The organism is Paenibacillus sp. NPDC058898, assembly GCF_049316025.1.
Classification (GTDB): Bacteria; Bacillota; Bacilli; order Paenibacillales; family Paenibacillaceae; genus Paenibacillus_AQ.
Window position 1 is genome coordinate 806,373 of sequence record NZ_JBMOSM010000001.1, and the last position, 25,771, is coordinate 832,143.

23 protein-coding genes and 1 pseudogene are annotated in these 25,771 nt (G+C 45.3%); 8 read left to right on the forward strand and 16 right to left on the reverse strand.

Annotated features, from left to right (window positions below; genetic code table 11):
* Positions 1 to 71: 71 nt before the first annotated feature.
* Complete coding sequence (locus tag ACOZB4_RS03460; RefSeq protein WP_379406027.1) at positions 72 to 551, reverse strand: GyrI-like domain-containing protein; 480 nt, start codon at positions 549 to 551, stop codon at positions 72 to 74.
* Between the two features lie 111 nt (positions 552 to 662).
* Between ACOZB4_RS03460 and ACOZB4_RS03465 the strand changes: the two genes are divergently transcribed.
* From ACOZB4_RS03465 to ACOZB4_RS03475, 3 genes are all read left to right on the forward strand, one after another.
* Positions 663 to 1,625, forward strand: coding sequence for a helix-turn-helix transcriptional regulator (locus ACOZB4_RS03465; protein WP_379406026.1), 963 nt, complete (start codon positions 663 to 665; stop codon positions 1,623 to 1,625).
* A 420-nt stretch (positions 1,626 to 2,045) separates the two neighbouring features.
* The gene (locus ACOZB4_RS03470) at positions 2,046 to 2,792 is read left to right on the forward strand and encodes an EcsC family protein (protein ID WP_379406025.1); all 747 of its coding nucleotides are present in this window, start codon (positions 2,046 to 2,048) and stop codon (positions 2,790 to 2,792) included.
* A gap of 318 nt (positions 2,793 to 3,110) precedes the next feature.
* The gene (locus tag ACOZB4_RS03475) at positions 3,111 to 4,460 is read left to right on the forward strand and encodes a glycoside hydrolase family 64 protein (protein WP_379406024.1); all 1,350 of its coding nucleotides are present in this window, start codon (positions 3,111 to 3,113) and stop codon (positions 4,458 to 4,460) included.
* 323 nt (positions 4,461 to 4,783) lie between these two features.
* Here ACOZB4_RS03475 and ACOZB4_RS03480 read toward each other — a convergent pair whose 3' ends face one another.
* Complete coding sequence (locus ACOZB4_RS03480) at positions 4,784 to 6,124, reverse strand: MFS transporter (RefSeq protein ID WP_379406023.1); 1,341 nt, start codon at positions 6,122 to 6,124, stop codon at positions 4,784 to 4,786.
* A 17-nt stretch (positions 6,125 to 6,141) separates the two neighbouring features.
* Complete coding sequence (locus tag ACOZB4_RS03485; RefSeq protein ID WP_379406022.1) at positions 6,142 to 6,729, reverse strand: dihydrofolate reductase family protein; 588 nt, start codon at positions 6,727 to 6,729, stop codon at positions 6,142 to 6,144.
* A 270-nt stretch (positions 6,730 to 6,999) separates the two neighbouring features.
* On the opposite strand from ACOZB4_RS03485, the gene ACOZB4_RS03490 reads away from it, so the two are divergent.
* A complete protein-coding gene (locus ACOZB4_RS03490; protein WP_379406021.1) occupies positions 7,000 to 9,402 on the forward strand; it encodes an S-layer homology domain-containing protein in 2,403 nt (800 codons plus the stop codon).
* Between the two features lie 219 nt (positions 9,403 to 9,621).
* Here the strand turns inward: ACOZB4_RS03490 and ACOZB4_RS03495 are convergent, their stop codons facing one another.
* Both ACOZB4_RS03495 and ACOZB4_RS03500 read right to left on the reverse strand, forming a co-directional pair.
* The gene (locus ACOZB4_RS03495) at positions 9,622 to 10,215 is read right to left on the reverse strand and encodes a YdeI/OmpD-associated family protein (RefSeq protein ID WP_379406020.1); all 594 of its coding nucleotides are present in this window, start codon (positions 10,213 to 10,215) and stop codon (positions 9,622 to 9,624) included.
* A 13-nt stretch (positions 10,216 to 10,228) separates the two neighbouring features.
* Positions 10,229 to 10,789: a pyridoxamine 5'-phosphate oxidase family protein gene (locus ACOZB4_RS03500; RefSeq protein WP_379406157.1), complete on the reverse strand. Its 561-nt coding sequence runs from the start codon at positions 10,787 to 10,789 to the stop codon at positions 10,229 to 10,231.
* Between the two features lie 463 nt (positions 10,790 to 11,252).
* Here ACOZB4_RS03500 and ACOZB4_RS03505 point away from each other — a divergent pair, with 463 nt between their 5' ends.
* Positions 11,253 to 13,307 (forward strand): serine hydrolase domain-containing protein, encoded by a 2,055-nt coding sequence (locus ACOZB4_RS03505; RefSeq protein WP_379406019.1) that lies wholly within the window; start codon positions 11,253 to 11,255, stop codon positions 13,305 to 13,307.
* 74 nt (positions 13,308 to 13,381) lie between these two features.
* On the opposite strand, the gene ACOZB4_RS03510 is transcribed toward ACOZB4_RS03505, so the two are convergent.
* Both ACOZB4_RS03510 and ACOZB4_RS03515 read right to left on the reverse strand, forming a co-directional pair.
* Complete coding sequence (locus ACOZB4_RS03510; protein WP_379406018.1) at positions 13,382 to 13,786, reverse strand: nuclear transport factor 2 family protein; 405 nt, start codon at positions 13,784 to 13,786, stop codon at positions 13,382 to 13,384.
* Positions 13,787 to 13,895: 109 nt separating this feature from the next.
* Positions 13,896 to 14,363, reverse strand: coding sequence for a DinB family protein (locus tag ACOZB4_RS03515; RefSeq protein ID WP_215157054.1), 468 nt, complete (start codon positions 14,361 to 14,363; stop codon positions 13,896 to 13,898).
* 194 nt (positions 14,364 to 14,557) lie between these two features.
* On the opposite strand from ACOZB4_RS03515, the gene ACOZB4_RS03520 reads away from it, so the two are divergent.
* Positions 14,558 to 15,460, forward strand: coding sequence for a LysR family transcriptional regulator (locus ACOZB4_RS03520; protein ID WP_379406016.1), 903 nt, complete (start codon positions 14,558 to 14,560; stop codon positions 15,458 to 15,460).
* Positions 15,461 to 15,656: 196 nt separating this feature from the next.
* Positions 15,657 to 16,580, forward strand: a complete 924-nt coding sequence (locus ACOZB4_RS03525) for a S66 peptidase family protein (RefSeq protein WP_379406014.1) — start codon at positions 15,657 to 15,659, stop codon at positions 16,578 to 16,580.
* 262 nt (positions 16,581 to 16,842) lie between these two features.
* Here the strand turns inward: ACOZB4_RS03525 and ACOZB4_RS03530 are convergent.
* Positions 16,843 to 17,214, reverse strand: a pseudogene (locus ACOZB4_RS03530) (ATP-binding domain-containing protein); the annotation flags it as partial.
* Positions 17,215 to 17,224: 10 nt separating this feature from the next.
* Between ACOZB4_RS03530 and ACOZB4_RS03535 the strand changes: the two are divergent.
* Positions 17,225 to 17,530 (forward strand): hypothetical protein, encoded by a 306-nt coding sequence (locus ACOZB4_RS03535; RefSeq protein ID WP_379406012.1) that lies wholly within the window; start codon positions 17,225 to 17,227, stop codon positions 17,528 to 17,530.
* A gap of 300 nt (positions 17,531 to 17,830) precedes the next feature.
* Here the strand turns inward: ACOZB4_RS03535 and ACOZB4_RS03540 are convergent, their stop codons facing one another.
* The 8 genes from ACOZB4_RS03540 to ACOZB4_RS03575 form a co-directional block, all read right to left on the reverse strand.
* Positions 17,831 to 18,193 (reverse strand): DUF4181 domain-containing protein, encoded by a 363-nt coding sequence (locus ACOZB4_RS03540; RefSeq protein ID WP_339290235.1) that lies wholly within the window; start codon positions 18,191 to 18,193, stop codon positions 17,831 to 17,833.
* A gap of 230 nt (positions 18,194 to 18,423) precedes the next feature.
* Positions 18,424 to 19,068, reverse strand: coding sequence for a glycosyltransferase (locus tag ACOZB4_RS03545; RefSeq protein ID WP_379406009.1), 645 nt, complete (start codon positions 19,066 to 19,068; stop codon positions 18,424 to 18,426).
* 151 nt (positions 19,069 to 19,219) lie between these two features.
* On the reverse strand, positions 19,220 to 20,098 hold the full coding sequence (locus ACOZB4_RS03550; RefSeq protein WP_379406007.1) for an AraC family transcriptional regulator: 879 nt from the start codon (positions 20,096 to 20,098) through the stop codon (positions 19,220 to 19,222).
* A 90-nt stretch (positions 20,099 to 20,188) separates the two neighbouring features.
* A complete protein-coding gene (locus ACOZB4_RS03555) occupies positions 20,189 to 21,067 on the reverse strand; it encodes an ADP-ribosylglycohydrolase family protein (protein WP_379406005.1) in 879 nt (292 codons plus the stop codon).
* 53 nt (positions 21,068 to 21,120) lie between these two features.
* Positions 21,121 to 22,653, reverse strand: coding sequence for a DUF4179 domain-containing protein (locus ACOZB4_RS03560; RefSeq protein ID WP_379406003.1), 1,533 nt, complete (start codon positions 22,651 to 22,653; stop codon positions 21,121 to 21,123).
* Positions 22,647 to 23,210 (reverse strand): RNA polymerase sigma factor, encoded by a 564-nt coding sequence (locus ACOZB4_RS03565; RefSeq protein ID WP_379406001.1) that lies wholly within the window; start codon positions 23,208 to 23,210, stop codon positions 22,647 to 22,649. Before ACOZB4_RS03565 ends, ACOZB4_RS03560 begins: the two co-directional genes overlap by 7 nt.
* Before the next feature lie 123 nt (positions 23,211 to 23,333).
* Positions 23,334 to 24,155, reverse strand: coding sequence for a hypothetical protein (locus ACOZB4_RS03570; protein ID WP_379405999.1), 822 nt, complete (start codon positions 24,153 to 24,155; stop codon positions 23,334 to 23,336).
* Between the two features lie 283 nt (positions 24,156 to 24,438).
* Positions 24,439 to 25,689 carry an MFS transporter gene (locus ACOZB4_RS03575; protein ID WP_076321558.1) on the reverse strand — a complete coding sequence of 417 codons (1,251 nt, stop codon included), beginning with the start codon at positions 25,687 to 25,689 and terminating at the stop codon, positions 24,439 to 24,441.
* Positions 25,690 to 25,771 lie beyond the last annotated feature (82 nt).

Below are 25,771 nucleotides of genomic sequence, written 5' to 3' on the forward strand. Positions count from 1 at the left end.
CTCCTAAAAAATTCTGTGAGCGTTACTTCTTAGAACCTGCTTCGAGCAAAGCTTGCATCGGAAGCGTTCACTTATTTCCTAACAACGGGAATCCATACTTCACCAAATACTAGCCCGTTTCGCTGCCCCATCTCAACCGTTGCATTTGGCCCACCAACATAGGCAAAATTCTGTGCTTCCGGCAAAACTTGTCCGAAGGCAATGCCAGTAAGTGTATTACTCAACTCTTCGGCCGTCTTCCCTTCCCCTTTAACAACAAGGTATTCCCCCTTAGGAAACTGAATAACCCTGGTTGCTTCGGGTAGAGATGTCTCTGTCATAACACCAGCATAATACATCATCTTATTATTAACCGCTTCGTTCACGGCAAAAATGTAGTCATTTGCGGCGATGGTCTTCAGAGTATCAAGCCTACCATCTTGTTTCACAGCCTCCCAAAAGTCTGCTTTCTCTTGGTTTATGCCAGCATAGTCTGTGTAATCGCTCTGCAGCTCAGTTCCAATTCCTAAAACGATAAAGCTGTCTTTTTCCTCAAGCGTAAAATTTGTCATATTCAAAACCTTCCTCTTTTTTAAATTTATCAAATGATTTGTCTTTTCACTTGATGGGTTTATAATATCCTTAAATCATGTCAAAAAATGATACTGTTTAGGGGAGGCCCTATGAAAAAAGTTGAACGGATTAATATCATTATGCGCTATATCAATAATCGTGCCCACTTTACTATATCTGAAATCATGCAGGAATTTAATATCTCTCGCTCGACAGCGATTCGAGATATCAGAGAAATCGAAGCGATGGGGATGCCACTTGTCGCTGAAGTTGGGAGGGATGGGGGTTATTTTGTCATGAACAACTCTGTCCTGCCTACAGTCCGCTTTACCGATAATGAAATTAAAGCTTTGTTTATTGCCTTTATGGCGACAAGAAATCAACAACTCCCTTATCTAAAGAGTCGTCAATCTTTAGCTGAAAAATTACTTGGCCTCATCTCGGAAAACCAGCAAGATGACCTTGTTCTGTTAAATCAGATATTGCTTTTTGAAGGAACCAACCCTCATAACCCCGACCTTCTTGATCTGTCTGACCTGCCCCATCCGATGCTAGATAAACTCATTCAGGTCCTGCTTCTGGACAGATGTTTATGGCTTTCCATCAAAGAAGAGAAGGTAATCAAGTCTTATCCCATGTATCTCTTGCATCTTTATCGTGAAAAAAGCTTATGGCTAATTGAAGGTTTTAACTTGGAGGAAGAAAAGAGGCGGATTGTACCTGTCGACAATCTCACCCATGTAGAACCATACCCTACGAAAAAAAGAGTAAGTAAGAAAAAGATATTAGAACAACTAAGTAAGCAGGAAGAAGAAATCAACCTTGTCCTTGATCTCGGTCCAAAGGCGATTGCCCAGTTCAAAAAATACCATCCTTTAAAGTTTTCAGTTTCATATACGAATCCGTACCAAACCACAGCCACCTTAAAGACTTTTATCAATGTTCATCATTCAGAAGAATTAACCGAAATAACCAATTGGCTGCTTTTCCTAGGTGGAGATATCAAGGTCAGGGAGATACCCGGAGAAGCCGTAAAAGGTTTACAAGAGCGCTTAAGCTTATACTGCCCATAAGCAGAGCCTGTGAAACGCCCCCTTCAGCGATACCCTTCCCGATGTCTTTTTTGCAAGCAGCATTCATAAAAAAATCCGCTTTAAAAGCGGATTTTAATGAAACTATGTTCTTGTCTTCCGGCAGTTCTTCTGTTGTCAGAGGACAAGAAATTATATCCCCTAGAGCTATTCTCTATGCTCCTAAAACATAATAAAGCAGTCGGATCACAAACTCCGGCTGCTTTATTTATAGAATGGTTTGCTTATTTTAATGGCTGGGAATCGTTCCCTTATCAAACCTTGAAGATGAACGTATACATCTTATTCTTGCCTCCATGCGAAACTGGACTTTAGTCGAGGTCTGCTACCTCCTGCAGTCTGTTTCGAATTACGGAGATATTCGTTACAATATAGCCAAGTATTTTTGAGGAGCGATTGATCATGAATTACGAACATAAAGTACAGAGGGAAATTGCCGACTGGGAGCATAAAATGTTCAAACCGCCAGGATGGCTGGAAAAGACATCGAAAACCATCGGCAATCGGATCAATCATTTGATTCCCCCGAAGGTGCACAGCATCATTACGACCACCATTCGATCAATCGTTCGCACGGCATTGTTCGGTGCGGAATATACGCCAAGTCGCGCGGTGGAGCGTACACTGGAATTGGAGGCTGCCGATCAAGAAGCGAAAGAGTTGTTTGCCTTGTACCAAAAAATCGCTGTTGCCGAGGGCGCTGGAACAGGGGCTGGCGGTATTATGCTTAGCATGGTGGACTTTCCAGCTTTAATTGCGATCAAGATGAAATATTTGTTTGAGCTGGCCCATGTTTACGGTTATGACACTAAACACTTCTCCGAGCGGGTATTCATTCTCAAGGTATTTCAAATGGCATTTTCCGGGCCAGAAAACCGTGCAAGGTTGCTCGATTCCATCAAGCATTGGCATATAGAAAAGGAACAATGGCGCTCCGATGCCGATTACGCCAAGAATATGGACTGGGAGACATTTCAGATCGAGTATCGAGACGCCATGGACTTTCGGAAAATGCTGCAGATGGCGCCTGGGATCGGCGCTATTGCAGGCGCATGGGCAAATTACAGCATCCTTGAGGAATTGCGTGAATTCGCCATGAACGCTTACCGCCTCCGCAGATTGCATGATGATTTCGTGGTGGTGGATTGATCCCTCTCTGTCGTCATATACATCCAAGGAACATCATTGCTTGGGAAACAACAAAGACAGCTAATCCATATGATTAGCTGTCTTTTGGTTTGCCTTCAATTGTCATTACTTCGCGATGAATGCGCCCACATCCGAAATTGCGAACCCCAGCCCGAAATTCCAATACTACTATATTTTGGCAAAACGAATTATAATCCTTTTTGTGATCACATTAATTCTAAGTCAGACAGCCATATTCCACCGCCATACAAAGGAGGGATGCCGTTTCAAACCCAATTGCGAAGTTGATTTTATGCCCATACTAAAGGAGGAACTCTGATGATGCGAAAGAGAATGCCTTACCTGCTGATCCTGTCGTTGCTGCTGACCTCTTGTTTCATCTTCGGTACGAAAGCCGAAGCTACAGACTATACGCAGGGCGTCGATTTATCCGGAAGTACAGCTACCGTATGGTTCAAATCCGCCGTCAATACGAGTTGGGTCGATGTGCATTATAAAGTGAACAGCGGAGAACAGCAAAATCTCAGAATGGCTTACAACGCTAGCAAATCCCGATATGAACAGGCCATCTCAGGCATGGCCACCGGCCACGTGATTGCGTATTCTTTTACTTACAATAACGGAACTCCAGCCTACGACACCGGTGTCTTTACTTACACCGCCGGATCCATTCCACCTCCCTCTACTTCCGGCTCCATTTATGACATTCATCCGTCCTCAATTCCCATGCCTCCAAACGGCTCCGTCTCGGTGAAGATCATGAACGGGACCAATGGCGCTTATACCGACTCGCAAATATACTGGGGCGTTCTCGGCATCAATCCCGTTAACAATCAGTGGAGCTATCTGGACCTGAGTGGCAATCTGATCCCCATCTCCAGCGCCTTGAATGATGCACCAGAACATCTAACCAAGAACGGCATCAACTACGCCAACATTTATCACAAGGTCAGCGATGCTTCCTGGGTCACCTTGCCCCGGATCACGTCAGGTCGAATGTTCCTTAGCGTTGGCACTCCAATGTACCTGAAGACCTATAACGATGGATTCGCCGGCCCCGATCTGAACAATCCGACCGATCCAAACCACGATATCTATTTCGATTTCGTCGAATTCACGATTGACGCGGCTGGCTATCACGGCAATACGACACGTGTAGACGGATTCGGTTTTCCAATCCAGCATCGACTGATCAACAAATCCGGTTCCTTCGATCAAACCGTAGGTGAGTTCGAAAACGAAACCCGAAACGGAATCTTCGCCAAATTCCAGGCCGAAGTTCCTGCCGCCTTCAAAACGCTGGCCACGATTCAAGCGCCTTATCGCATCGTCGCGCCGATTCATGGTTCTTTTGCACAAGGTGGCGCTAATGCCAACTATTTCGGCGGGTACGCTCCATACAGTACACAGGATATTTTCCGATGCAACGGCGCTTTAACGGATGCGGCAACCTGTGCAGCCATCAATCGCCATGTATATACGACTAATGACTGGAATAACGTGTCGAATTACTATCAGGCTGCGCCTGCCAATTATTACGCTAAATTCTGGCACGACCACAGCATTAACCGTTTGGCCTACGGGTTTCCATATGATGATGTCAACGGCCAGGCCGCTTACCTTGAAGTGGGCGATCCGAAAGGCCTGATCATCCGCATAGGCTGGTAAATCTTCAGTGAACGCTAAAGCGTTGGAAATCGCCGATAGGAAAAAGAAACGCCGTCTTGGTATGAATGAAGTTTCCTTTTTCCTGTCTAGCAGACCAATGTTGATCAACATCAGGCATCCATCTAATCGGCAAATGTATATGTTTTTGTCTACTGACAGTTGATAAATTGAATCTTCAATTATAAACAAAAACGATGCCACAAAGTCATCGTTTTTGTTTTTTAACTATCAATAGATTGCATGAATCCCACTGTTTACGCTTTAGGTGCAAAACAGCAGTCATTACTCTGGTTAGCCATCCCTTCAGTTTTGTTGCACAATGATTACATCGCTTTCGGAACGTTTGATGAATCTGTCGGTTTAGGTGAACGGATAAACATCAAGGCTAATATCGCACCTGCAAAAGCAACGATACCAGACCAAAGGAAAGCTTGCTGAAAACCATGATTAAGTGCTGCCACAGGATTAGAATCTGATATGGAAGCCGTAGTTGATGCAGCGATCGCTACCATGATAGCAAGACTAATGGCTGATCCTATCTGATAGCTTGTATTAGCAAGTCCGGATGCCAGCCCCGCTTCTTCAGGCTTGGCTCCCGACATAGCAGCCATCATAGAAGGAATATAGGCTAGAGACATTCCGAGAGCACCTAAAAGTGAAGCTGGAAGTACATTGATAAGGAAACTGCCATCCACAGGTGTATTGGTTGAGAATAAGAGCATTGAGCCTCCAAGGGCAATCAATCCAATCACAATGTTTGCTTTTATACCGAATTTACCGATCAATTTGCCCGTAATAACGATCATGAAGATAGCAATCAAAATCGTCATCGGAAGCAGACCAATCCCTCCAGCGAAAGCTGAGAACTTTAGTACCTGCTGCATATAAAGGTTCAGGAAGTACCATAATGGTATCCAACCACCAGATAACATGATAAGCGCGATATTGCCGGCAGCCAAGTTAGGCGCCTTAAAGATTCGAAGGGGTACAAGCGGTTCCTTTTTGATTAGCTGAATGATGAGGAAAAGAATAAACAATATCACTCCTGCGATAAGTGTCCACACGGTGATCGGTGCTCCCCATCCATTATGTTCTGCGGTCACGATGCCGTAAACGATTAAAACCAATGATGCTGTGACCGATATGGATCCTGCTATATCGATGCTTCCTTTTCTGCGTATACCTTTTGCTAAAAGACCAGGAGATAAGAGTAAGGCGACAATCCCAACAGGTACATTGATTAAGAAGGTCCATTGCCAACTTAACCACTCCGTTATAACACCACCCAGAAATACCCCTGCTGATCCTCCCGCAGCTGCCGAAGCACCCCAGAACCCCAGCGCTTTACCCAATTCTTTAGGATTACCGCTGAACAACATCATCACGATGGTTAGAGCTGAAGGTGCTATTAAAGCGGAACCGAATCCTTGCAGTGCACGACCGATGTTTAGTGACTCTTCGTTCCATGCAAAACCAGCGAGTAAGGATGCTACTGTGAGAATCATGAAACCCCACATGAACATGCGCCGTTGTCCAAAGAGGTCTGATAATCGGCCACCGAGTAGTAAGAGTCCCCCGAAGAAAATCACATAAGCGTTAGATTCAAGCTGCACTCGTATTCTTGACGGCACCGTACCAGAAGAAGAAATCCATGAACTGATCAAACAGAGCTATGTTTTAACTATGGCGTCTTCTCGAGGTTAACATGGTCCACTTCATTCCCATCCGAATGATAGATGAGCTGTACAACCCCAGTGGAGAACGTTTTTGCATTTACCAGCTTTAAATTCAACCTTTGCTTGATATCCATAAACAACGGTTTTCCTTCTCCCAAAATGACAGGGTGAACCGATAATCTGAATTCATCAACCAGCCCTAACTGGATAAAGGTTGTAATAAGGCTTGCTCCCCCATATAACCAGATGTCTTTACCCGGCTTATTCTTTAATGCATGTACTTCCTCAAGGATATGATTGTTGATGTAAGTTGCTTTATGGTCGCTCCCTTTTTGCGTCCTGGAAAACACATATTTTTCTTTACTGTGAACGATTGACCATAATTCTTGTTCCGTTTCCGGATGATCCGTTTCAGGTGTAAATTGCCCCCATAAATCATAACTTTTTCTGCCATACAAAATCGTATCGATTTGATTTAAGAAATCCATAAACCCCATCTCCGGGTCCATAATGCACCAATCGACTTCCCCATTCTTCCCTTCAATAAAACCATCCAACGTAACTGCTAAATCTAAAATGATCTTTCGGCTCATGATTTATTACTCCTTTCGGGATTTACCACTCATTGTATCCCATCATTATGTCATCTAATGTCTTATTTAATAAGAACGGGAAGACTTTTCATTCTTGCGTCCATTGACCCAGTTCAAGTATAGACCTATTTCCTAAAAAATTGATTGCAAGCCGTAAACCTCGGCATATATGATAAAATCACGAATCCGTTACGGATTCCATAATCCGGCATTGATTCTGCCATTTCATGAGGGGGATTTTATCTGAAACGCAAACTCATCGTCAAAGCAATGACCACAGCCGCGCTGCTGAGCGCATGCGCGTATCCCGTCCACGCGGATTCCATTTCGCTGAGCGATATCAATCAATCCTATGCCAAGGATGCGATTCTGGAACTAGTGGAACAGGGCATTATCAATGGAAAGGGCAACGGCAAGTTCGATCCGACCGGCAAAATCGAGCGCCAGGACTTTGCCATTATCTTGGCGAAGGCATTAAACCTTGATGTGTCGCCGAAGCCGGCGGATTCAACGTTCAGCGACGTCCCGCAGGACCACTACTCCTACTCATTCGTAGAGGCTGCGGTTAAAGCCGGCTTAATCAAAGGCCAGGGCAATGGGGAGTTTGGCATGGGACAGAACCTAACTCGACAAGACATGGCGGTGTTGTTTGTTCGGGCATTGGGCGTTGAGGTTGAGGGCATGGGCAGCCAGCTGAAATTCTCCGATGCGGCGAGCATCTCCTACTATGCCAAGGATGCCGTTGCAGCCGCCATTGAGCTTGGGCTTATGAACGGCATGAATGGAAAGGAGTTCAACCCAGTCGGTCAGGCGGACAGGCAATCGGTCGCCTTAGTCGCCAATCGATTCCTGAAAGTGAAAGAGCAGCTAGATACCCCGTCAGAACAGCCAGTCCAGACGCCCAAACCCGACGAGGTAACACCTCCTCCTGCTGAGAAGCCGACGCAGAATCCAACGCCGTCTACCGGAGGCAGCAGCGGCGGATCAACCGCGCCAAGCTATCCGAATCCGGGCAACCCAAGCTCGCCAGATAGCGCTGCTCCGATTGTAAGGCTTTTGTCTGCCTCCTCCGTTCTCATAGGGGAGAACGTGGCGGTCACTAGCAATGAAACCGGGTTCGTTTACTTAGTCCCCTATTCCCTAAACGCCAACACGAAAGCGCAGCTTGAAACCTCTGTCGCCGAAAAGCTTGCCAATAAATCCATCGTTGCAGCAGCTCAAACGGAAACACTCATTGCAACGGCGAATCTGTCAGCGGGCGACTACAAAGCGTATGCGGTCGACGCTGCAGGCAATGTGTCCGCGCCATCCGGCAAAATTACGCTTTCAGCGCTGCAGTTGGAACAGCCGGCTTTGCATTTTTCCGATGCACGGACGCTCGTAATCACATACAATGAGACCCTTAACCCCCTCTTCGTTCCAACTGCCCATGAATTATCGGTATATACCAAGGATGGTGAGTTACAATTACCGAAAGAGGTTGAACATATTAACATTACGGGCCGAACCGTTATCGTTGCACTAGCCGAATCACTGCCGATGGCAAGGCCGGTGGAGGTCGTATATGACCCGTCTTCAGCCGCCACCGCGATCCGCAGTGCAACAGGAACGATCTCACCTGCATTCGGGCCGATCATCGTTCAGTATTTGCCGGACAACGTAAGGGAATTGTTTGAAGCGCTGATCACCGAAGCCGAGAAGCTGCGCGACACCTCAACTCCAGGGAACACAGCCGGCACTTACCCGTCGTTCGCGTTTGAGCAATTAAACCAGGGGATCTTGAATGCTTACTCCACCGCAGACAACCCGAATACGCCTGCTACAAGTTTGGCAATCGGTTATAACGATCTGCTCCAACAAATGAAAGCCTTCAAAAACAGCCGAATTGAGCCCCTGAGGGTCTCTCTTGCCGAGGAAAATGTTTCGTTTATATTAAATAGCAACATGTTGCGCGTGAATGGCATGACAGCCCAAATTACGGACTCCTCGCTAGACGAAGATCGATATGATATAAGGAATATTAGAAACCTTATCGAGGTAACGAGAGGCGATGCTTTCATAGAATTGGAGATTCGTTATGACTCTGTCACTAATAGGTACGAGATTCAATCAGAAGGCCAAACGATAGGACATATCGAGATCGAGACCTCGGATCCATCGCTCATCCAGTTAACCGCCCGTGATCATGGCATCCATGTAGCACCTGTTCCGAATGTCGATCAAGACCGCCCGGTCTCCCTGATCTTTAAAGTTTTCGAGAAGGATGCAGAAATCGGCAAGGTCGAATTGCCCATCCGATTTGATTCCGAGCCTCCAACGGTTACAGAAGTTACTTACGACAGCGCTCAAGGACTCTTCTTATTCCAATCCAGTGAACCGGTATACTCTTATCCTCAGACCATTCAACTAAGAGCACAAGTGGATTATTCCGGTAACGGCGATTTCAGCCAAAATTCCATCGATATCTTCCCGTTAGTGGACGGAGAAGACTTCAAGATAGAAATCACACTGGATAAACGCGCCGTCACGCTCCAGCTTACCCCTATGGGCATTTCCAAGCTGGCCACCCAGCTTCCAGGTGGAAAGTTCAAAATCATGATTAACGGCATGAGTGATTTCGCTATGAATTGGCAGCCGGAGATTCATATCATTGACGCGCCGGAAACACCATAATGAACAGATGGAAGCCCGGATTTTTCAAGGAAGTACCCAAGTTGTTCATTGCTACACGTATATCCTCACTCTCGCAAAGTTAGATGGATTCGTTGTGTCAAAAGAGTTGAATTCCCTTCCAACATACAAAATCCCACTGATTCTTAATCTGATCAGTGGGATTTATTATCTGGGCAGAACTGAGTCAAATACTCCAGGCTGTTGCTCGTGTGTTGTCGATCAATCATTTAATCCCTTTCCATTCAAGATATGGGGGATATATTTTTCAACCCTGGACTCTCGCGTTTTGGATTGCTTGGGTGCAGAAAAATGCAAAATGTAGGCTCTTTGCCGTCCCGGCGTTAATGCTTCAAAAGCCGTTTTTAAGCCTTGAATTTCAACGAATTTACTTTCTAATTCTTCCGGTATGATATATTCCGTATTCTTTTTAAAGTTCACTTGCAAACCGGCTTTCTCAACTTCGATGGCTTCAACAATATATGTTTTCAGGATAAGTTGCATTTCATCGATCTCTTGAACATTGGTGAACCGAATCTGACGCGCTGCCTGAACATTCGCCGTTTGCTGGATTAGGATTCCATGGGGATCTTTTAACAACGCGCCTTTATGAAACAGAAGCGCACAGTAATCCTTAAAGCCATGAATCAAAACGATGTTTTTATCGTCAAGCGTGTAACAAGGATGCATCCACTTAAAATCCTCGGTCAGTCCGCAGTCAAGAACGATTTCTCTCAGCAGATTGAATTCTTCCTTCCACTTCTTAAGCTTGTTAAAATAGGGATCAATCTTGGAATTCCTTTCCCCTTTTATCATCGAGGTACCCCCTTTATGTCCTTGTTCGTTTCGCTAGAGACGTCGGCAATTGGTCGAGGCTGCTCAAATTCTTTTCTTGCCAGTAACTGTTCAAGCCTTCTTCACCTTTGTGCTCCGCCCACCGTTGGAGTGTTTCCCTCTCCTTTTCGTACGACATGAATGGTACCGCATAACCGCAGGACGTCTGGACTTTATGTATATCAACCGTAATGATCTGCCGGACTCCAGGCAGTGGCTCGAACATTCCGTATAACAACTCCCACTCGGTGTGTTCCGGAAGAATTACCGTTCCGGTTCCGTACAGGCGCAGAATATTCGGAGGTCCCTGGAATGCACAGAACATCATCGTGATACGACCGTTCTCTTCGAGATGGGCACTGGTCTCATTGCCGCTCCCGGTCAAATCCAAATATGCGACCTTACGATCGGACAAAATCCGGAACGTGTCGTATCCCTTCGGCGACAGGTTGACATGCCCATCCCGCGACATGGGAGCCGTGCCGACAAAAAACAGGTGCTGCTTGCGGATAAAGGCCATATGCTCGGGGAGCATGGCCGGAAACTGTTTTCCCATCGTATCCCCTCCGATAAACTTGTATTGGGTTCGATTCACGCGTGAATACCGAATCAGGTTGAGCGCTCTGAGGCGTTCGGACGGATCGCTGGCTCCAGTCGTGATCTCGCTCTTGGCTATACGTTCATTGTATTCGAAGCCGCCACATAAGTATAATAGATTCTTATCACGCATACATACACTCCGGTTATGAATAAGGCGACTAACTCTTCACAACTGTTACGGATGCGTTCTGCCCCGATTATAGTACATGCCTTGTTCGTTATCGACCAACAACATGCCCTTACATTTTACAACTGAATTACCCCTCCCCCCGCTTATTTATACATCGATATCTAACCCATATCTCTTACGAATCTTGTGTCCTGCTTCCTTTTTACTTTGACTTTACTTCATTTTTACTCCCATCTATTAAGCTAACGTGAGGTAGTAAATACCGAATTTATTTTAGGAGGAATTATTAATGAACAAGATACATTCTGTGTTAATCACCGCTATGCTTTTTGCATTACCGGTTACACCTACTTTTGCTAAAGCGAATCATGATACGGTCAAGCAAAAGGCTCAAGCGTTGGCTTCGGAGATCGTGTCCAATTATGATGTTAGTGGCTTGCAGTATGCCCTCATGGATCATGGATCCATCGTGTTATCCGATAGTGCTGGCGTATATGATAAAGCTACCAAGAAACCAGTAACTAAAGACACGATGTTCGGAATCGGCTCGGTCAGTAAAATGCATGTAACTGCGGCAACGATGATGCTAGCTGATTCGAATAAAATTGATATTGATATACCCCTGAACACATATATCAAGGATTTTAAAATGGCGGATGAACGATATAAAGAGATTACGCCACGAATGTTAATGAATCATTCTTCAGGGCTTTATGGGAGTCACTATGGAAACAGCATGTTTTTTGATGATAACGATACGAAAAATCATGATGAATTATTGGTAAAATTACAATCAGAAGTTTTAAAGTCAGACCCAGGCGAATATTCAGTATATTGTAACGATGGGTTTCAGCTGCTTGAATTATTGGTTGAACGAGTAAGCGGTTTAAGCTACACCGACTTCATTGAACGATACATTGGCACCCCTCTGAATTTAGACTCTACTAAAACACCACTCGATTCCTTTGATAGAGAACGGCTGGCAAAAACATATTTTCCTGGGATCGATCAGGCTTTACCCGTTGAGAATGCCAATGTCCTTGGGACAGGAGGCATCTACTCCACGGCAGAGGAAGTAAGTAAGTTTGCTGAAGTATTAATCGGGAATCGAACGGATATTTTATCTGAGAAGTCTGCAAAGGCCATGCAAAATCATGAGTATCGAAATGGAATCTGGGTTTCTGAAGAGACGAACACCGTGAATTACGGTCTTGGTTGGGATGCCGTTCGTTTAGCACCTTTTAGTGATTACGGAATAACAGCATTATCCAAAGGCGGGGATACCGTTATGTATCACGCAGCTTTAACTACCCTACCCGAACATGATATTTCTATGGCTGTGCTTTCATCTGGAGGGAGTTCAGTTTTCAATAGTGCATTTGCATCCAACGTTTTATTAGAATATTTAAAGGATAAAGGCATCATTCAAGATATCCTGCCCGATAAAACATTTGATCCTTCCATAAAAGTGGATATGCCATCGGAATATCTCTCTTATTCTGGATTATACGGTTCCGTGGACAGAACAATAAATCTTGAAGTCAAGAACGGAGAAATTGATTTACCTGCTCTACAAGGCGGGGAGATACCATCACAAACATATGTATACACGGGAAATGGACAATTTAAAAACAAGGAAGGAAATGCAGCCATAAGCTTTGATCTACAAAAAAATGGAAAAACGTATTTAAAGATTAACGCATATACGAATCTGCCAGGTTTAGGCCAAACCGTTACGGTAATGTATGAATATCAAAAGCTGGATCCCAATCCTCTAAATGATGCAACTAAAAAGGTATGGGAGCATAGAAACGGAAAAAGTTATTATGCATTGGATGAAAAGATAACTTCTGGATTTTATCTAGCACCACAGGTCTTAAATAAGAAAATATCCGTTGATGTGGAACATGGGTACGCAAACGGCACTAATATTGTGGATGAGAATCAAGCCGTAAACGCAGTTGAAATTCCTATCATGTATGGAAGGGATGCATTTGATTTGAAGTTCTATACATTGAACCGTACGGAGTATGTAATGGTCAATAGTCAATCCTATATCAGTGAAGATGCGATTCAACCCATATATGCAGGGAACTCCTCGATCAGCAGCATACCATTCAATGGTCAGGCTGTTTGGTATAAGATTGATGAAAAATCAGCCAATCGAGCCATGACTGTGGAGGCTCCTTCAAGTGGAGGATTTGCCGTTTATGACGGAAAGGGAAATGTTGTGAACTTTTCAAAGGCAAGCAACAATCACTCGGTTGTACTGCCTGAAAGCGGGATGATCGTTTTTGGTGGTAAGGCGGGAGATGTATTTCAAATTAATCTGAAGGCTAAGTAGGCTAGAACTTGTATTGGGAAGCCTTGATCCGAATGGACCCGGCTTCCCAATATGCACGGCAGTGTTTATATCGATTATGGGGTCTCGTAGTTTTTTAACGGCATACCTACGTATTCCCGGAAGGAGCGAATCCGCTCTCCCTCGAACTCGAAGACAATTGCAAGCTCATTACGAAAAGGCCGCCCATTCAACAAACCTTCCGAGCGAAATACCACCACCCCGTTGTCCTCACTCTCAAGCTCGATGAGCGGAGTCAGTTGCATCTGAAATACGGAGCGCTCGAACCTGATCAATTCCTCGAACCGCTCTTTGCCTTGCTGTTCGTGGTTCCATCCCTCTAACGGAAGCGGAACCAAGAAATGGAAATCTTCCGTAACGGTTGTGAGAAAATCGGTTGTATCCCCTGTTTCCAAAGCCTGCTTAAAAGCATCAAACACTTCACAAGTTCGGGATTGGACTGAGTCTAGAGATTTCTCCATGAACAAATCCTCCTTATTAATGGTTTGTTGTACTCTCTAAATATTGAGTTTACATTGAGTCGTTTTGATTGGTGAGACGCCATGTAAAAGGAATCTTGCTTAACATTGGTTAGTGCGACACAACCTTTAGCTGGCTCGATATCGTTCCAAGGTGAATGGCTTCGTGAATCAGAGCGAAGTTGAACAACTCGCCGGCGGTGTTGAATTGGAACGGGCCCAAAGCATACGGATTCGAAAGCTTCTCCCCCAGCATTTCAGGTGTCAACTCAGATAAGCGAGAAAGCTGCGCGGTTAACAACGCGACCAACTCTTCCTTCGATGGAGGAGTAAACGTCCAGTCCAAGGGCTTTGTTCCAGAGTTAAACAGCGTTTCGTACGAACCCGGTATAGCAGCCGGAGAGCCGAAGCTTAGCGTAGAATACTTATCCATCCAATAAATCACATGGCCGACATTCCAACGGATTGTATTGTTGAATCCTAGCCCTTGAATGTCGAACAGTTCCTCAGGGATCGCCTGCACCTGCTGAAGCACCACTTGACGTACGGTTGTTGCCGTGTTGATAACCATGTCAGACATGTTAATTTCCTCCTTTGTTATGAGAACCTTCTGATATTCCCAGTTTAGATCTCATGGAGCCTTCCATCAATGCAGTGGGCGTTACCGGAACGTTAAGTATCAGTTAACGATTATTCGTTGACAGAAAAACAAGATGGAGCAACAATAATCAGTGAACACGATACAGGGATACAATAGAAAGCAGGTGAAAATCGATGGAGTTAAAACAACTGCAATATTTCATGGCCATATGTGAAGAGCTTCATTTCACGAGAGCAGCCGAAAAAATGGGTGTCAGCGCACCCAATATCAGTCAGCAGATAAGAAGATTGGAAGAAGAATTAGGGGTTCTGTTGTTCGATCGTGTGGGTAAAACAATTGTTCTTACAGACGCTGGAGCAATTCTTCGTGAACATGGTGCTGCCGTGTTCAGACATCTGCAGCAAGCGGGCGACGCCATTGCTGATCTGAAGCAAATGCAAGGCGGATCTCTTTCCATCGGGGTCTTGCCCGGTGACGCGGATCTCATGTTTAATGCCTTGCTACTTAACTTCCATCAAACCTATCCCACCATCTCCCTGTCCCTTTTGGAAACCACAAAAGTAACAGAACAAGTTCTGGACCGAAGCATCGATGTCGGCGTAACCATTGGACCTGTTATCGATGATCGTCTCACGTCAATTCCTCTGTTTCATGAAGAGTTCTCATTGGCAGTAAGTATGAATGATCCCATTGCCACGGAGAACTTCATCCCCTTGAAGAGGTTGCAAGCCTTAAAGATGGTCATGTTTCCAGCCGACCACCAATGCCGGAAGCTGATCGACCGATTTTGCATGGACAACGGGTTTACTCTACAGCCGCACATGGTGACAACAACGTTATCTTCCCTCCTTCAGATGGTACAGAGCGGAGTTGGCGCTTGTGTTCTGCCGCGACTTCTATTGGAGAATCTTCACAATCCCGACATCAAGGTTGTGCACCTGAGGAACCCTACGCCTTCTCAGGACATTTGTCTGATCTACCGTAGCGACAGGTATGTCGGATACGCCATGCGTACGTTTATCAAAACTTTGAGAGCCTACATCGAGACAGCTATCCAACATTCGAAGTCTTCATAGAAGGCAGCACTTTTCTGATCCTTCGGCGATATAGCAAGAGAAACGAGCCGGCAAAGTCTGCCCCACTTCTTCTATCTCAACACAGAATACGTTCATTCAAAATCTTTTTTTAGTACTGCACTGCAAATTTAGTCAATATATTCTAAAGACATGATCGCGATGGCTTCTTCTATTTTCAGGGAAGGAAGAAATGGATATGCCGATACGTCCGCCTATCTTGCAGAGCGGCGATACCGTTGGAATCGTTACCTTGGGTAGCCCACTCGCTGCAAACATCATTAATGCACGAATCGAATATTTGAGAGCAATGGGGCTTAAGGTTGTTTTGGGTCAATATGTATATGCGCAGAATGGATTTCTTGCTGGCACAGACGAGCAGCGGGCTTCCGATTTAATGATGATGTTTCGAGATGAGCAGGTCAAAATGATACTGCCCACAAGAGGCGGTACAGGAGTGGCAGGAATTCTTCCGTACCTTGATTATAATGAGATACGAAATCATCCAAAAATCGTTACGGGTTACAGTGACATCACGGTACTCTTAAATGTACTGCATCAATACGTGGATCTAATAACATTCCATAGTCTGCTGCTTATTGACTTCAAACCCGAAACGCCCGCTTATAATTTCGATCAGTTTTTTTCTGCGACATCCGTATATTCATTAACCCGGTCCATCTTGAATCCACAGGGGATGCCGCTGATAAGCCGTGTTCCCGGCAACGTTACGGGGCAGCTTGTAGGTGGTAATCTGACATCGTTTGTCGATACGTTAGGCACGCCTTTCGAAATCGATACACGGGGGAAGATTCTCGTTCTTGAAGAAACACATGAACCCACCAATACCGTCTACAGGTACTTGAATGATTTGAAGCTTGCCGGAAAATTCCGTGACTGCATCGGCATTATTATGGGAGAATGCTCAGGTTGCCAGGCGGCTTATGGCAAATCCTATGAAGATGTAATCAACGAATTTGTTGTACCTCTCGGTAAGCCGCTTATAACGAACCTTGCTACAGGACATGGTTTGTATAAAGCCGCTTTGCCGATTGGCGCAACCGTTAATCTCGATTCAGTCCATAGTAGAATAACTATAGTTGAACCTACCGTCAGCGTTTGACATCGGAAAGACGATGAGCTGTGTCATGTCTAGCGACAAGCCTCGCAGCGCGGAGCCTGCAAAGAAAGTCCTCTGCCCTTATAATGATGTACGGTTCAGACTAACAAGCAGTAAAAAAACAGCCTTGGCCGACTAACGGCCAGGGCTGTTTGCATATGAGGGGTCGGGGCCTATGTTTGCGTAGGAGCTTACATGATCTTGCTTTCTTCTCACTCGAGCTGTCTATGGATGGTCGAGGAACAAATTGATCTGTTTTCGAAAATTAGCTGAAACTTGAGCAGCAATCTTGAAGAGAGTCATCCCCAATCCGTCTATATGCTGCTTGCTCATACAAATCAACAGGCAATGCCTGCACGAACGGCGACCAGTCGCCCGTTGCATATACATGAAGCCGGTGCATGGCACGTGTACATGCTGTATATAGAAGTTTGCGATCGTTTTCCCGGCTGTAAGCTCGAGATGATGCCTCATAAATCAGAACTGCATCAAACTCAACACCCTTGGCGAGATATACTGGAATGACCATCGCTCCTTTTTCAAAGGTAACCGTCTCCTTCGTAATGAGCTGCAATGCTTCGCTACCTTGCACTCGTAACGATTCAAAGGCTGCGCGGCTTTCAGCCGCAGTCTTCGTTGGCCAACATTTGCTGGAGCAGTTCGTAGCCAATCGTTACGTTCGCATCAAACAAATGGCGGATTTGTCCATTGTGAAATATGGACGAATTGATGCTATCTTTAACAACGCTGGTATTATGCCCGCAGTTGATACAGAACTATATACGTCCATTCATCATGAAGAGAATCGAAAGTGGGTGCAACAAAATTCTGCAAACCCTGAGCTCAGCATGAAATCCGAAGATATTGCAGATGCGGTTGCTTATGTAGTAGGAACACCAAATAGCGTATCCATAAGCGAAATGGTTATTCGTCCAACAAAGCAGCCTATTTAAATACATCTCATGATTCCGCGAGTGAGTTTATTAGCAACCATGGAAATTAACATCATTATCAAGAAAGAGGTTGTCCTTCAAGTCACAAAACGTGACTTCGGACAACCTCTCTCATTTTACAAGCTCTGTCTAATTCGAAGGTGCAACGGGCTCTGCCCAAGTCAGAGAAGGCGGTGCTGGCGCACGCTACCGTAAATCGCTGCCAATCAGCAATCCGCTTGTTCTATAAAGTGATGGTTCGATTTAGAGTTACGGATCATAATCTCGCTATGGATATTGAAAAAGTGTGTTCTTGTGTTGTCACACAAATAGCTCGACACCAAGGAAAAAGAGAAAACCGCTAACACTTGTATAAGCACTGAGGAGGTATTGTTTGGAATCCTTATTGAGGCGTCTTTCAACAACGGATCGGAATGCATGTAGAATAGCTATTACAAGAATAACGTCCTGATAAGCCGATAATCTCCATTCCATAACAAACCTCATGTAGAAAAGGCCGATTAGAAAAACAACTACAATGATGGACTCCCCAATTAGATGAAATCGATTAATATGCTTATACAGCAGCCCATCTGAATCGTAGGATACCTTCAGCTTTTTTTTGATCCATAAGTACCCAGACGAAACGACGATCGCATACAAAATGATACTGAGTAGGAACATTCTAAAGCCCCCCTTTCCCAAAATAGAGGCCAGTATCACTCAAGACCTAACTTGCTTCGTTTTTTTCAAATTACACTTATCTGGTAATGGAGGTTTATCATTCCTTTAAAATACACTATTTTCTTATTTGAATCAATGCGTAAACAAAACAGCACCTATGGAAAACAAGGTGCTGTTTTAAGTCTGAGTCCAATGATTGTTCCAACAATATCTGCTTCTTAACCGCCGCATCAAAATTTTTCAGGAAATTGTTTGACAATGCCTTCCGTCAGAATATCCGCTAAATGAATCATATGGATCTCGTTTTTGTCAGTTGCTGCAATATCCGCTTTCCAATCTCCTTTGATACAGCTAACGACGATTTCCGTAATCAACTGAAGGTGCGTATACAGCATATCTTGCAGCGTTTTAAACTGCCAGTTCGGATTCGCTGCGCTTAAAAATTTAGCGATATCGTCGGCGTTTCTATGCCAATCTGCCTCTAACTTGGTTACATCTGCCTGATTGCCCGCTTTGGCAGCGTCTACAATTTTCACTGCGATCAGAATATGCTCTCTTAGAAGATCAGCCAGCTTATTGCCTGCGGCTTCTCCATAATATGGCTTGATCACATTGCCTATGTCCTGCTGGTTCTGCAATAGCCGGTCCAATACGTCCTTCTGATCAGGTCGATTGGATACGGCGCTGACAATATAGCTTCTTGTCCATATTGTGTGGTCGATCCACACTTTCTGCATATCGGTTTTTAGCTGCACCATTTTGGGACTTAGGCAATCCTTTTCCTTAGCAACCTTCGCTTGCACAGGTACTACTGGCGTCATGGCAAAAACTAGCGCCAAGGTTAACAGTAATGCCGCCAATCCTTTGTTTTTCACATTCATCTGCTCCTCTGTATGTTTGGAATAAAACAATCTGTCTTATTATGGTTGAAGCATCCCATTTCATACAGAGGGTGATTTACGAGACATCTGTCATTAGATACAGGTTTCAATTAACAAGAAAAAACACTCGTAATGGAGTGTTTTTCTACCGGACTACTTTAATTACAGGAACCCATAACTCGACTTTTTTTTCTTCTATAAACACCTGTTTTTCTATACCTGCTTCGATATCAGGACCTACTTGTATCACTGGCCCTTCAACTTGCTCATACCCTGAGGAAGGAAACCATTCTCCATAAATACGGTGCCATTTCTCCTTCCCCCACGGGACCATAACTTCAAATACGACCCATGTCATAGCTGGTACAGATAATTTAGAGAAGTATTCTGGACAGGGTTCTGTTGAAGCAACTCCCATGTAATAATCAAAATCTTGCTTCAGTCGTATTGCATCTCCAACATTCACATGCAAAATTCCATATGGTTCTAAATTGTTAAGTGCTTTCAATAAGTTGTACGTTTCCTTGTCTGTTGATCCCCAGACCTGTGCCACACCAGGATGTTCTCCAGAATCTACTGGTGTAACTCTATTACTTATCCCAACCACATGAAATGCGTCCTTTTGCTCAATTCTAAACCTCATGGGCTCACTACCTCCTATTGATAATCGAAAGGTCATTGGAGGAAAAGCTTGTAGTGAATGGCTGGTATTTCTTGCCTCTGTTGGTGTAATTCCATGTAATCCTTGAAAAGCGCGAGTAAATGCGTCTGGAGAATTGTAACCGTACTTAATGGCAATATCGATCACTTTGACTGTTCTGTCCTGCAAATCAAATGCTGCGAGCGTAAGACGTCTGCGGCGAATATATTCTTGAAGAGGAATACCTGCCAGGTATGAGAACATTCTTTTGAAATGAAAAACCGAACAGTAAGCACGTTTAGCTATCTCTTGTTCATCAATCTCATTCTCGAGATTCTGATCGATGTAGTCTAATGCTTCATTTAATTTTTCGAGCACATTCATCCAACGACCTCCCTTCATCCTTAGAATAGCAGGGAATGATATCAGACATCCGGCAAATCCTGTTCAATTTCTGCAGGGTGACAAACAACTCTAAGAAGTTTTCAGTGCATACAGCTGCGAAATTATCCGATCGAGTCTCTCTTGGATGAGGATCGCTTCCGCATATCGGGCAGGAATGCCCTCATATCCGTAGTAGATACCTGCCAACCCACCGGCAATTGCGCCGATCGTATCGGAATCTTCCCCTAGATTTGCCGCCTTCTGTACGGCTCCTGCAAAATCTGACGTATGGAGTAAAATATGTAGTACCCACCGGAAGGTATGCACCACAAAACCGCTTGCCGGGCAATCCGGCTGTGCTTCAATGATGCCTTCGTATTCACTTCCCACCACCTCGGTCATGATGGCTGCTCTCAAATTTTCGCCCTTTAGAAGGCGTTGCGCCATTCGGTTGTACAAAACGCAGACTTCGGCGCACCTTGGATCATAATGCGTCATCCGTGACTGCAAGATTGTCACTCGGTCAATATCCGCCAGGGCCTTATAGGCCAGGGCCGCCGGCAGGCAGCGCATGAGGGATCCATTCCCGGCGCTTTGCCCCATATCCATGTGCGCAACAAAGGCCGCTTCAAACCAGTCTCCCTCGTATTTTTGAAAAACATGACGGATGATACTCCCTATGTCTTTGGGCCGTGATTGGTACCATTCCATAAAGAAACGCCCGATCGCCTCCAGCGGCTCATCAGGGTTTTCGAGTATCCCTTCTGCCACGCAAAGCGTCATCATCGTATCATCGGTCACTTCCCCCGGTTTCAGCTGCCACACCCCGCCGCCGATAATCTCCGTCAAATAACCGTGCTTCTCCTTAATCTCCCGCTCGCTCATAAACTCCGTCGTTCCACCAAGAGCGTCGCCTACAGCCACTCCGTACAGGCCGCCCTTGATGCGATCATATAATTTGTTATCCATGCAACCACCTCATATTCATGTTGGAAAAGAAATCAAGTAGTGTTTCTTCACGGTCATCGTAGTGAACGGATAGGAATTGTAATGTCTTGGTTTATCCGGACCGGGGCAGCTTCCCGGTACATTACAATTTCATAGGTTTCCAGTTTGGGAGCGAAAACTCGTACTTCATAGTAATCGTCCTGTTCGCTTCTCACTCGTGCTTCCCCTGAATCTATCCCGATGCCTTTATCGAAACGCTCCTGTAATTCGGGATTTAAACTCCCTTTGGCTTCAGGGTACATTGCAAACAAAATACCCAAACGCTTGTTATGATTGTTACTTTCCTTTTTAATTTTCAACCGCAAATAGTCGTTCTTGTAACTCGCCCCGATTATCGTTAACTCCTGGTCTTTAAAGCGGACTTTCTTTGGATACGTTTCGTCTAGCGAAAGGGTAAACGATCCGCCCGGGCTCTTTTCTGTCAGTAGCACTTGATCCAAGTGCAGCGTAAGAGAATTCACCGACTCATCGAAGTAAGGGGAGCCGGTAAACATAAGCTTGTTGCCGTTCATCCGTTTCCCACCGGGAACATCCACCATGTTCTGCGGGGTGTCCGTATGCAATTGGTACTTCTTCCCCTTATCATCCGTTACAAATGGGGCGGCTCCAGAATGGCCGAATAACAGATAGTAATTCGCTTCATCCGCGATTTTGATATCGAGATAGGTATTGGTCGGTGTAATTTTTATATGCTCCAGCGTCATTTCCCGCAAATCCGGGTCCCCCGCCACATTGACGGTCTGATGAATCGGTATGATCCGATCCTCCAACCAGTCCGTATGATGAAAAGGAACACTCATCTTGAGTGTATCTGTTGTTTGTTTACCGTCTTCATCAACGTAGGGTCGAATACCGATTTCAAATTGCAGTTCTTTAGGGTTTTGGTTTAAAAACATGTTGACATCCTCTGGATTTACTTCACCAATCCGGCTGATGACCAGTATCGGCTCCTTTGCATCACCGCTCGATTCGATCACAACGCTAGCGCTGCTGCCTCCATCAGCAATTTCAGGAATATTTACGGAATAGACCGGTGCTTCCCTGTTAAGATCTAAACTGCCGTCCTGTCTTTTAAAGACATGTTGTTTCAAACGGTCGGATTTAATGAACACTTTATATGACAGCCTATCGCTCGTCAAATATACATCGCTGATGCTGACTGTCACCCCATCAAACTGTTTCACGACAGGTTCAAACGGACTGTAGCCATGGGATTGGGCATTCTCAACGCCATCATGACCGCGCAGCGTGTCCAGCCAATCCGAAACGATGGAGAAGCCGGGAATCCCTTTGACCATAGCGGCAAGAGCCGGAGACTTCTGCACGGTGAAACCCAGAGATAAGACCAATACCATGCAGGCTGCAGCTATTGTATACCTTCTTCTGCCGCTTCGCTGCCGTGGCTTCGTCACCACGATGTCCTCCTCCGGCTGCTGATAACAAAGCGGTACCTCCTTGGCAAATTGAATTAAAGAATCAGGAAGCGGAATTTCATCTAACGATTGCTGTATATTTTTCTTCAGCTGCCGTTCATCCTGGTTTAACATTCGATCACCTGCTCCATTTTTAGTCGGGATGCCGTTTGGCTCAGCTTTAGTCTGGCGGTATGAAGCCGCGATTTAACCGTCCCGGCCTTGATGCCCAGAACGTCGGCGATCTCATCGATGGACAGCTCCTGGTAATAATACAGCGCAATGACGGACCGATGGTGGATGTCCAGTGACATGACGCATTCCAGCAGTTCGGATCCCCTCTCTTTTTTCAGTACGGCTTCGAGCGGTGATTCATGCTCGTCCGGAAGCTCCAGCTCATCGATATTTCCCGAAACATTAGCGTGGCGTGACCTTTGTCTGACCAGATCCAATGCACGGCAGGCCGCCAAATGATTGAACCAGGATTTGAAATTCCTTATTTTTTTCCCTTTGATAATGGCTTGATAAGCTTCGATCAGCGTGTTCTGTACCGCATCCTCAGCCAAATGAGTGGAGCGCAAAATAGCCGCGGACGTACTGTATACTCGGCTCAGCAGGGGTTCCACCAGCTTAAAAAAAGCATCTTTATTGCCTTTCCGGCACAACTCAAACAATCGTTCTTCGCTTTCCATCCTGTCAACTCCCAAAAGTACTATACAATAAAGGCGAACAGAATGGAGGTTCGGTTCATTATTTGTGCAAAAAAACAGAAACGGCACTGATGGCCGTTTCTACTTCCTGCATATGGTTGGCTTTTACTGGAGCTTAATCCTCATCTCCAACTCTTTCAAAAACGTAACAGGCGTCATTCGCTTAGTCATCACCTGAAGGGCCGCATTTCGATCAACCGCCGGGAATTCAAGTTCGTAGCGGTAGACACCGTCTTTTAAGCCGATCAATTCCTTACGAGTTAAATCCAAGGCCTTTCCATTTTCCACGAGCCAAGTTCCAACGTTTTGAATGGATGCCGTCTCCCCTTCGATCGACAACGTTAGCACGGTCCGGTTCTTTTCGAATTTCACACCCGTTACGGTCATGGTTCCGATCTTGCCCTGATCCAGCTTAACCGGATAGGTATCCGATAGCTTCGCCGTTACGGTGGCTTTTTGCGCTAACTTTGTACTTTTATCATCATAATTGCCTCCTACATAGGGCTTGATGATAAGTTCCTTCGGTTTGCTCTTTAATGCCCCCAGTTTCTCTTTATAATAACGGTCAAACGTGCCGTCCGGTTTTTCGCGCATTTTGTCTTCCGCCTGAATACGGTCGTAAATCCATCCGTTGCTGTCCATGACGACATAGTTCATAAGCATAATATTGCGGTCCATTTTCGGATCCATATTTTCAGGGACATTCCGTGAAATGACATATTCCATGAATTGCGGAGTAGCTGTTAAAGATTCCAGTTCAAATACGGCTCCCCCGTATTCCTTTATAATAGCCGGATTCAGCTTGAATCCGGAGCTTCCTACGCTTTGCCCTGCTTCCGCTTGGGAAGCCGCATGAACGGCGTGCGACGACAAAGTTCCTCCGATTAATAACGCTGCACTTAGATATACAATGGTTGTTTTTTTCATGATTATTTCCTCCTTTATCTGATGAAACAAAACACATATCCGGGCTCCTTTATCAATTTGGACCAAGATGATGCATTGTTGTTTCTACACTATAGGCGAAGGAAATAACAAGAAGGTTCAGACAGGAATCATTTTAGTCCGATGGATAGATTGCAAGTCACGCCATACTGACCGTAGCTTCATGGGCTGCTTGCTCTGGAAGTTAATCACCAGAAAATGAAGAAGAACCGACTCATTTTTCATAGCCGGCTCTTTTGCATCAAACCTTATAAATATCGCGAGATTATATCTCTTGTGCAGTAAGTACGTTATCCGGCGCTTTTTGGTTCATAATCGGCACCATGACCAGTGCTCCAAGAAGAAATAGGAATCCGGCTCCGCCATATATCGTACTCAGCGAAAAGGCATCCTTTAACGCACCAGCGAAAGACATGGAAATGACCATCATGCCTACGAACATCGGATTCAGAACCCCATTCACCCGACCGACAATGGAAGCGTGTGACCATTTCAGGATCATGGTGCTGATTCCGATATGAATGCAAGGGAAGACTAGCCCATTCAGAAATTGAACGGTCAGCGTGACCGTAACGCTCGTCGAATAACCGACAATGGCTGTGCAGACCGCGCCTGCGAGCATGCCTATTGCAAGAAGAACCTGCGGCGGAACCCGCTTCGCAAAGACGGCAACGATCCCCCCGCCGATCAGCATGGCTACGCCATTCACCATCAGCAGATATTGCAGGAACTCCTCGCTCCTACCCAGCCGCTCCGTTACGATAAACAGGTTGAGAGCTTGGGCTACGCCAACAGCAAGTCCTGCGAGAATGAACGCGAGTCCGAGCATGCGCAGCACTTGGCTTTGCCAAACATAGCGGAAGCCTTCCGCGAAATCTTTACGGAATTGCCCTTTGACTGCGGCCGTTTGAGATTTCATATTATCTTCAGGAAGGCGAATCAGGACGAGTGCGGAAAGCAGAAAGACCACGCCCATCACAGCGATGGATGTTTCAAGTCCAAACGTGCTGTAAACGAAGGTGCCAAGCATAGGGCCAAGCACCATGAAGATGGCCATCAGCGACTGAAATAAAGCCATCCCTTGCTGCAGTTGTTCTTCAGACACATGATACTTAAATAACCGCATACTTGAAGGTTGCGAGAACTGCGAAAGAATAGCCGAGATGAATGCGACAAGGTAGACGGATTGCCAAGAACCGTAATGTATGGTAAGAAGCACTACGAATACCGATACCGCGGATAATAAATCGCACCAGATCATCGTTCGCTTTGGCCTCCAGCGGTCCGCAAATGTACCTCCGATGAACGAAAAAACAAAAATAGGTGCGAATTCTGCTACGCTGATAAGCGAAATGGCGTATGGATCGTTATTTGTTCTATCCGCAACATACAGGAGGATCGCGAAATTACGTACCCAGATGCCGATCTGCAGGAGTACGCTTGATAATAAAATCGTCTGCAGGAACCGATTGCGTAGAAGGCTTGGTGCATTGGTGCTTTTGTCGTGCCTATTCAATCTTTTCAACCTCCAATTTGTCTTTAAAAGATGTCCGCCTTGATTTGGGTATGTCTCTCCTTTCCATTCCTTATTATAAGGA

Bases quoted from the DNA above. Each gene is read 5' to 3' on its own strand.
- ACOZB4_RS03460 (WP_379406027.1), bottom strand. From the start codon at position 551: ATGACAAATTTTACGCTTGAGGAAAAAGACAGCTTTATCGTTTTAGGA.
- ACOZB4_RS03465 (WP_379406026.1), top strand. From the start codon at position 663: ATGAAAAAAGTTGAACGGATTAATATCATTATGCGCTATATCAATAAT.
- ACOZB4_RS03470 (WP_379406025.1), top strand. From the start codon at position 2,046: ATGAATTACGAACATAAAGTACAGAGGGAAATTGCCGACTGGGAGCAT.
- ACOZB4_RS03475 (WP_379406024.1), top strand. From the start codon at position 3,111: ATGATGCGAAAGAGAATGCCTTACCTGCTGATCCTGTCGTTGCTGCTG.
- ACOZB4_RS03485 (WP_379406022.1), bottom strand. From the start codon at position 6,729: ATGAGCCGAAAGATCATTTTAGATTTAGCAGTTACGTTGGATGGTTTT.
- ACOZB4_RS03490 (WP_379406021.1), top strand. From the start codon at position 7,000: ATGACCACAGCCGCGCTGCTGAGCGCATGCGCGTATCCCGTCCACGCG.
- ACOZB4_RS03495 (WP_379406020.1), bottom strand. From the start codon at position 10,215: ATGATAAAAGGGGAAAGGAATTCCAAGATTGATCCCTATTTTAACAAG.
- ACOZB4_RS03500 (WP_379406157.1), bottom strand. From the start codon at position 10,789: ATGGGAAAACAGTTTCCGGCCATGCTCCCCGAGCATATGGCCTTTATC.
- ACOZB4_RS03505 (WP_379406019.1), top strand. From the start codon at position 11,253: ATGAACAAGATACATTCTGTGTTAATCACCGCTATGCTTTTTGCATTA.
- ACOZB4_RS03510 (WP_379406018.1), bottom strand. From the start codon at position 13,786: ATGGAGAAATCTCTAGACTCAGTCCAATCCCGAACTTGTGAAGTGTTT.
- ACOZB4_RS03515 (WP_215157054.1), bottom strand. From the start codon at position 14,363: ATGTCTGACATGGTTATCAACACGGCAACAACCGTACGTCAAGTGGTG.
- ACOZB4_RS03520 (WP_379406016.1), top strand. From the start codon at position 14,558: ATGGAGTTAAAACAACTGCAATATTTCATGGCCATATGTGAAGAGCTT.
- ACOZB4_RS03525 (WP_379406014.1), top strand. From the start codon at position 15,657: ATGCCGATACGTCCGCCTATCTTGCAGAGCGGCGATACCGTTGGAATC.
- ACOZB4_RS03540 (WP_339290235.1), bottom strand. From the start codon at position 18,193: ATGTTCCTACTCAGTATCATTTTGTATGCGATCGTCGTTTCGTCTGGG.
- ACOZB4_RS03550 (WP_379406007.1), bottom strand. From the start codon at position 20,098: ATGAATGTGCTCGAAAAATTAAATGAAGCATTAGACTACATCGATCAG.
- ACOZB4_RS03555 (WP_379406005.1), bottom strand. From the start codon at position 21,067: ATGGATAACAAATTATATGATCGCATCAAGGGCGGCCTGTACGGAGTG.
- ACOZB4_RS03560 (WP_379406003.1), bottom strand. From the start codon at position 22,653: ATGTTAAACCAGGATGAACGGCAGCTGAAGAAAAATATACAGCAATCG.
- ACOZB4_RS03565 (WP_379406001.1), bottom strand. From the start codon at position 23,210: ATGGAAAGCGAAGAACGATTGTTTGAGTTGTGCCGGAAAGGCAATAAA.
- ACOZB4_RS03570 (WP_379405999.1), bottom strand. From the start codon at position 24,155: ATGAAAAAAACAACCATTGTATATCTAAGTGCAGCGTTATTAATCGGA.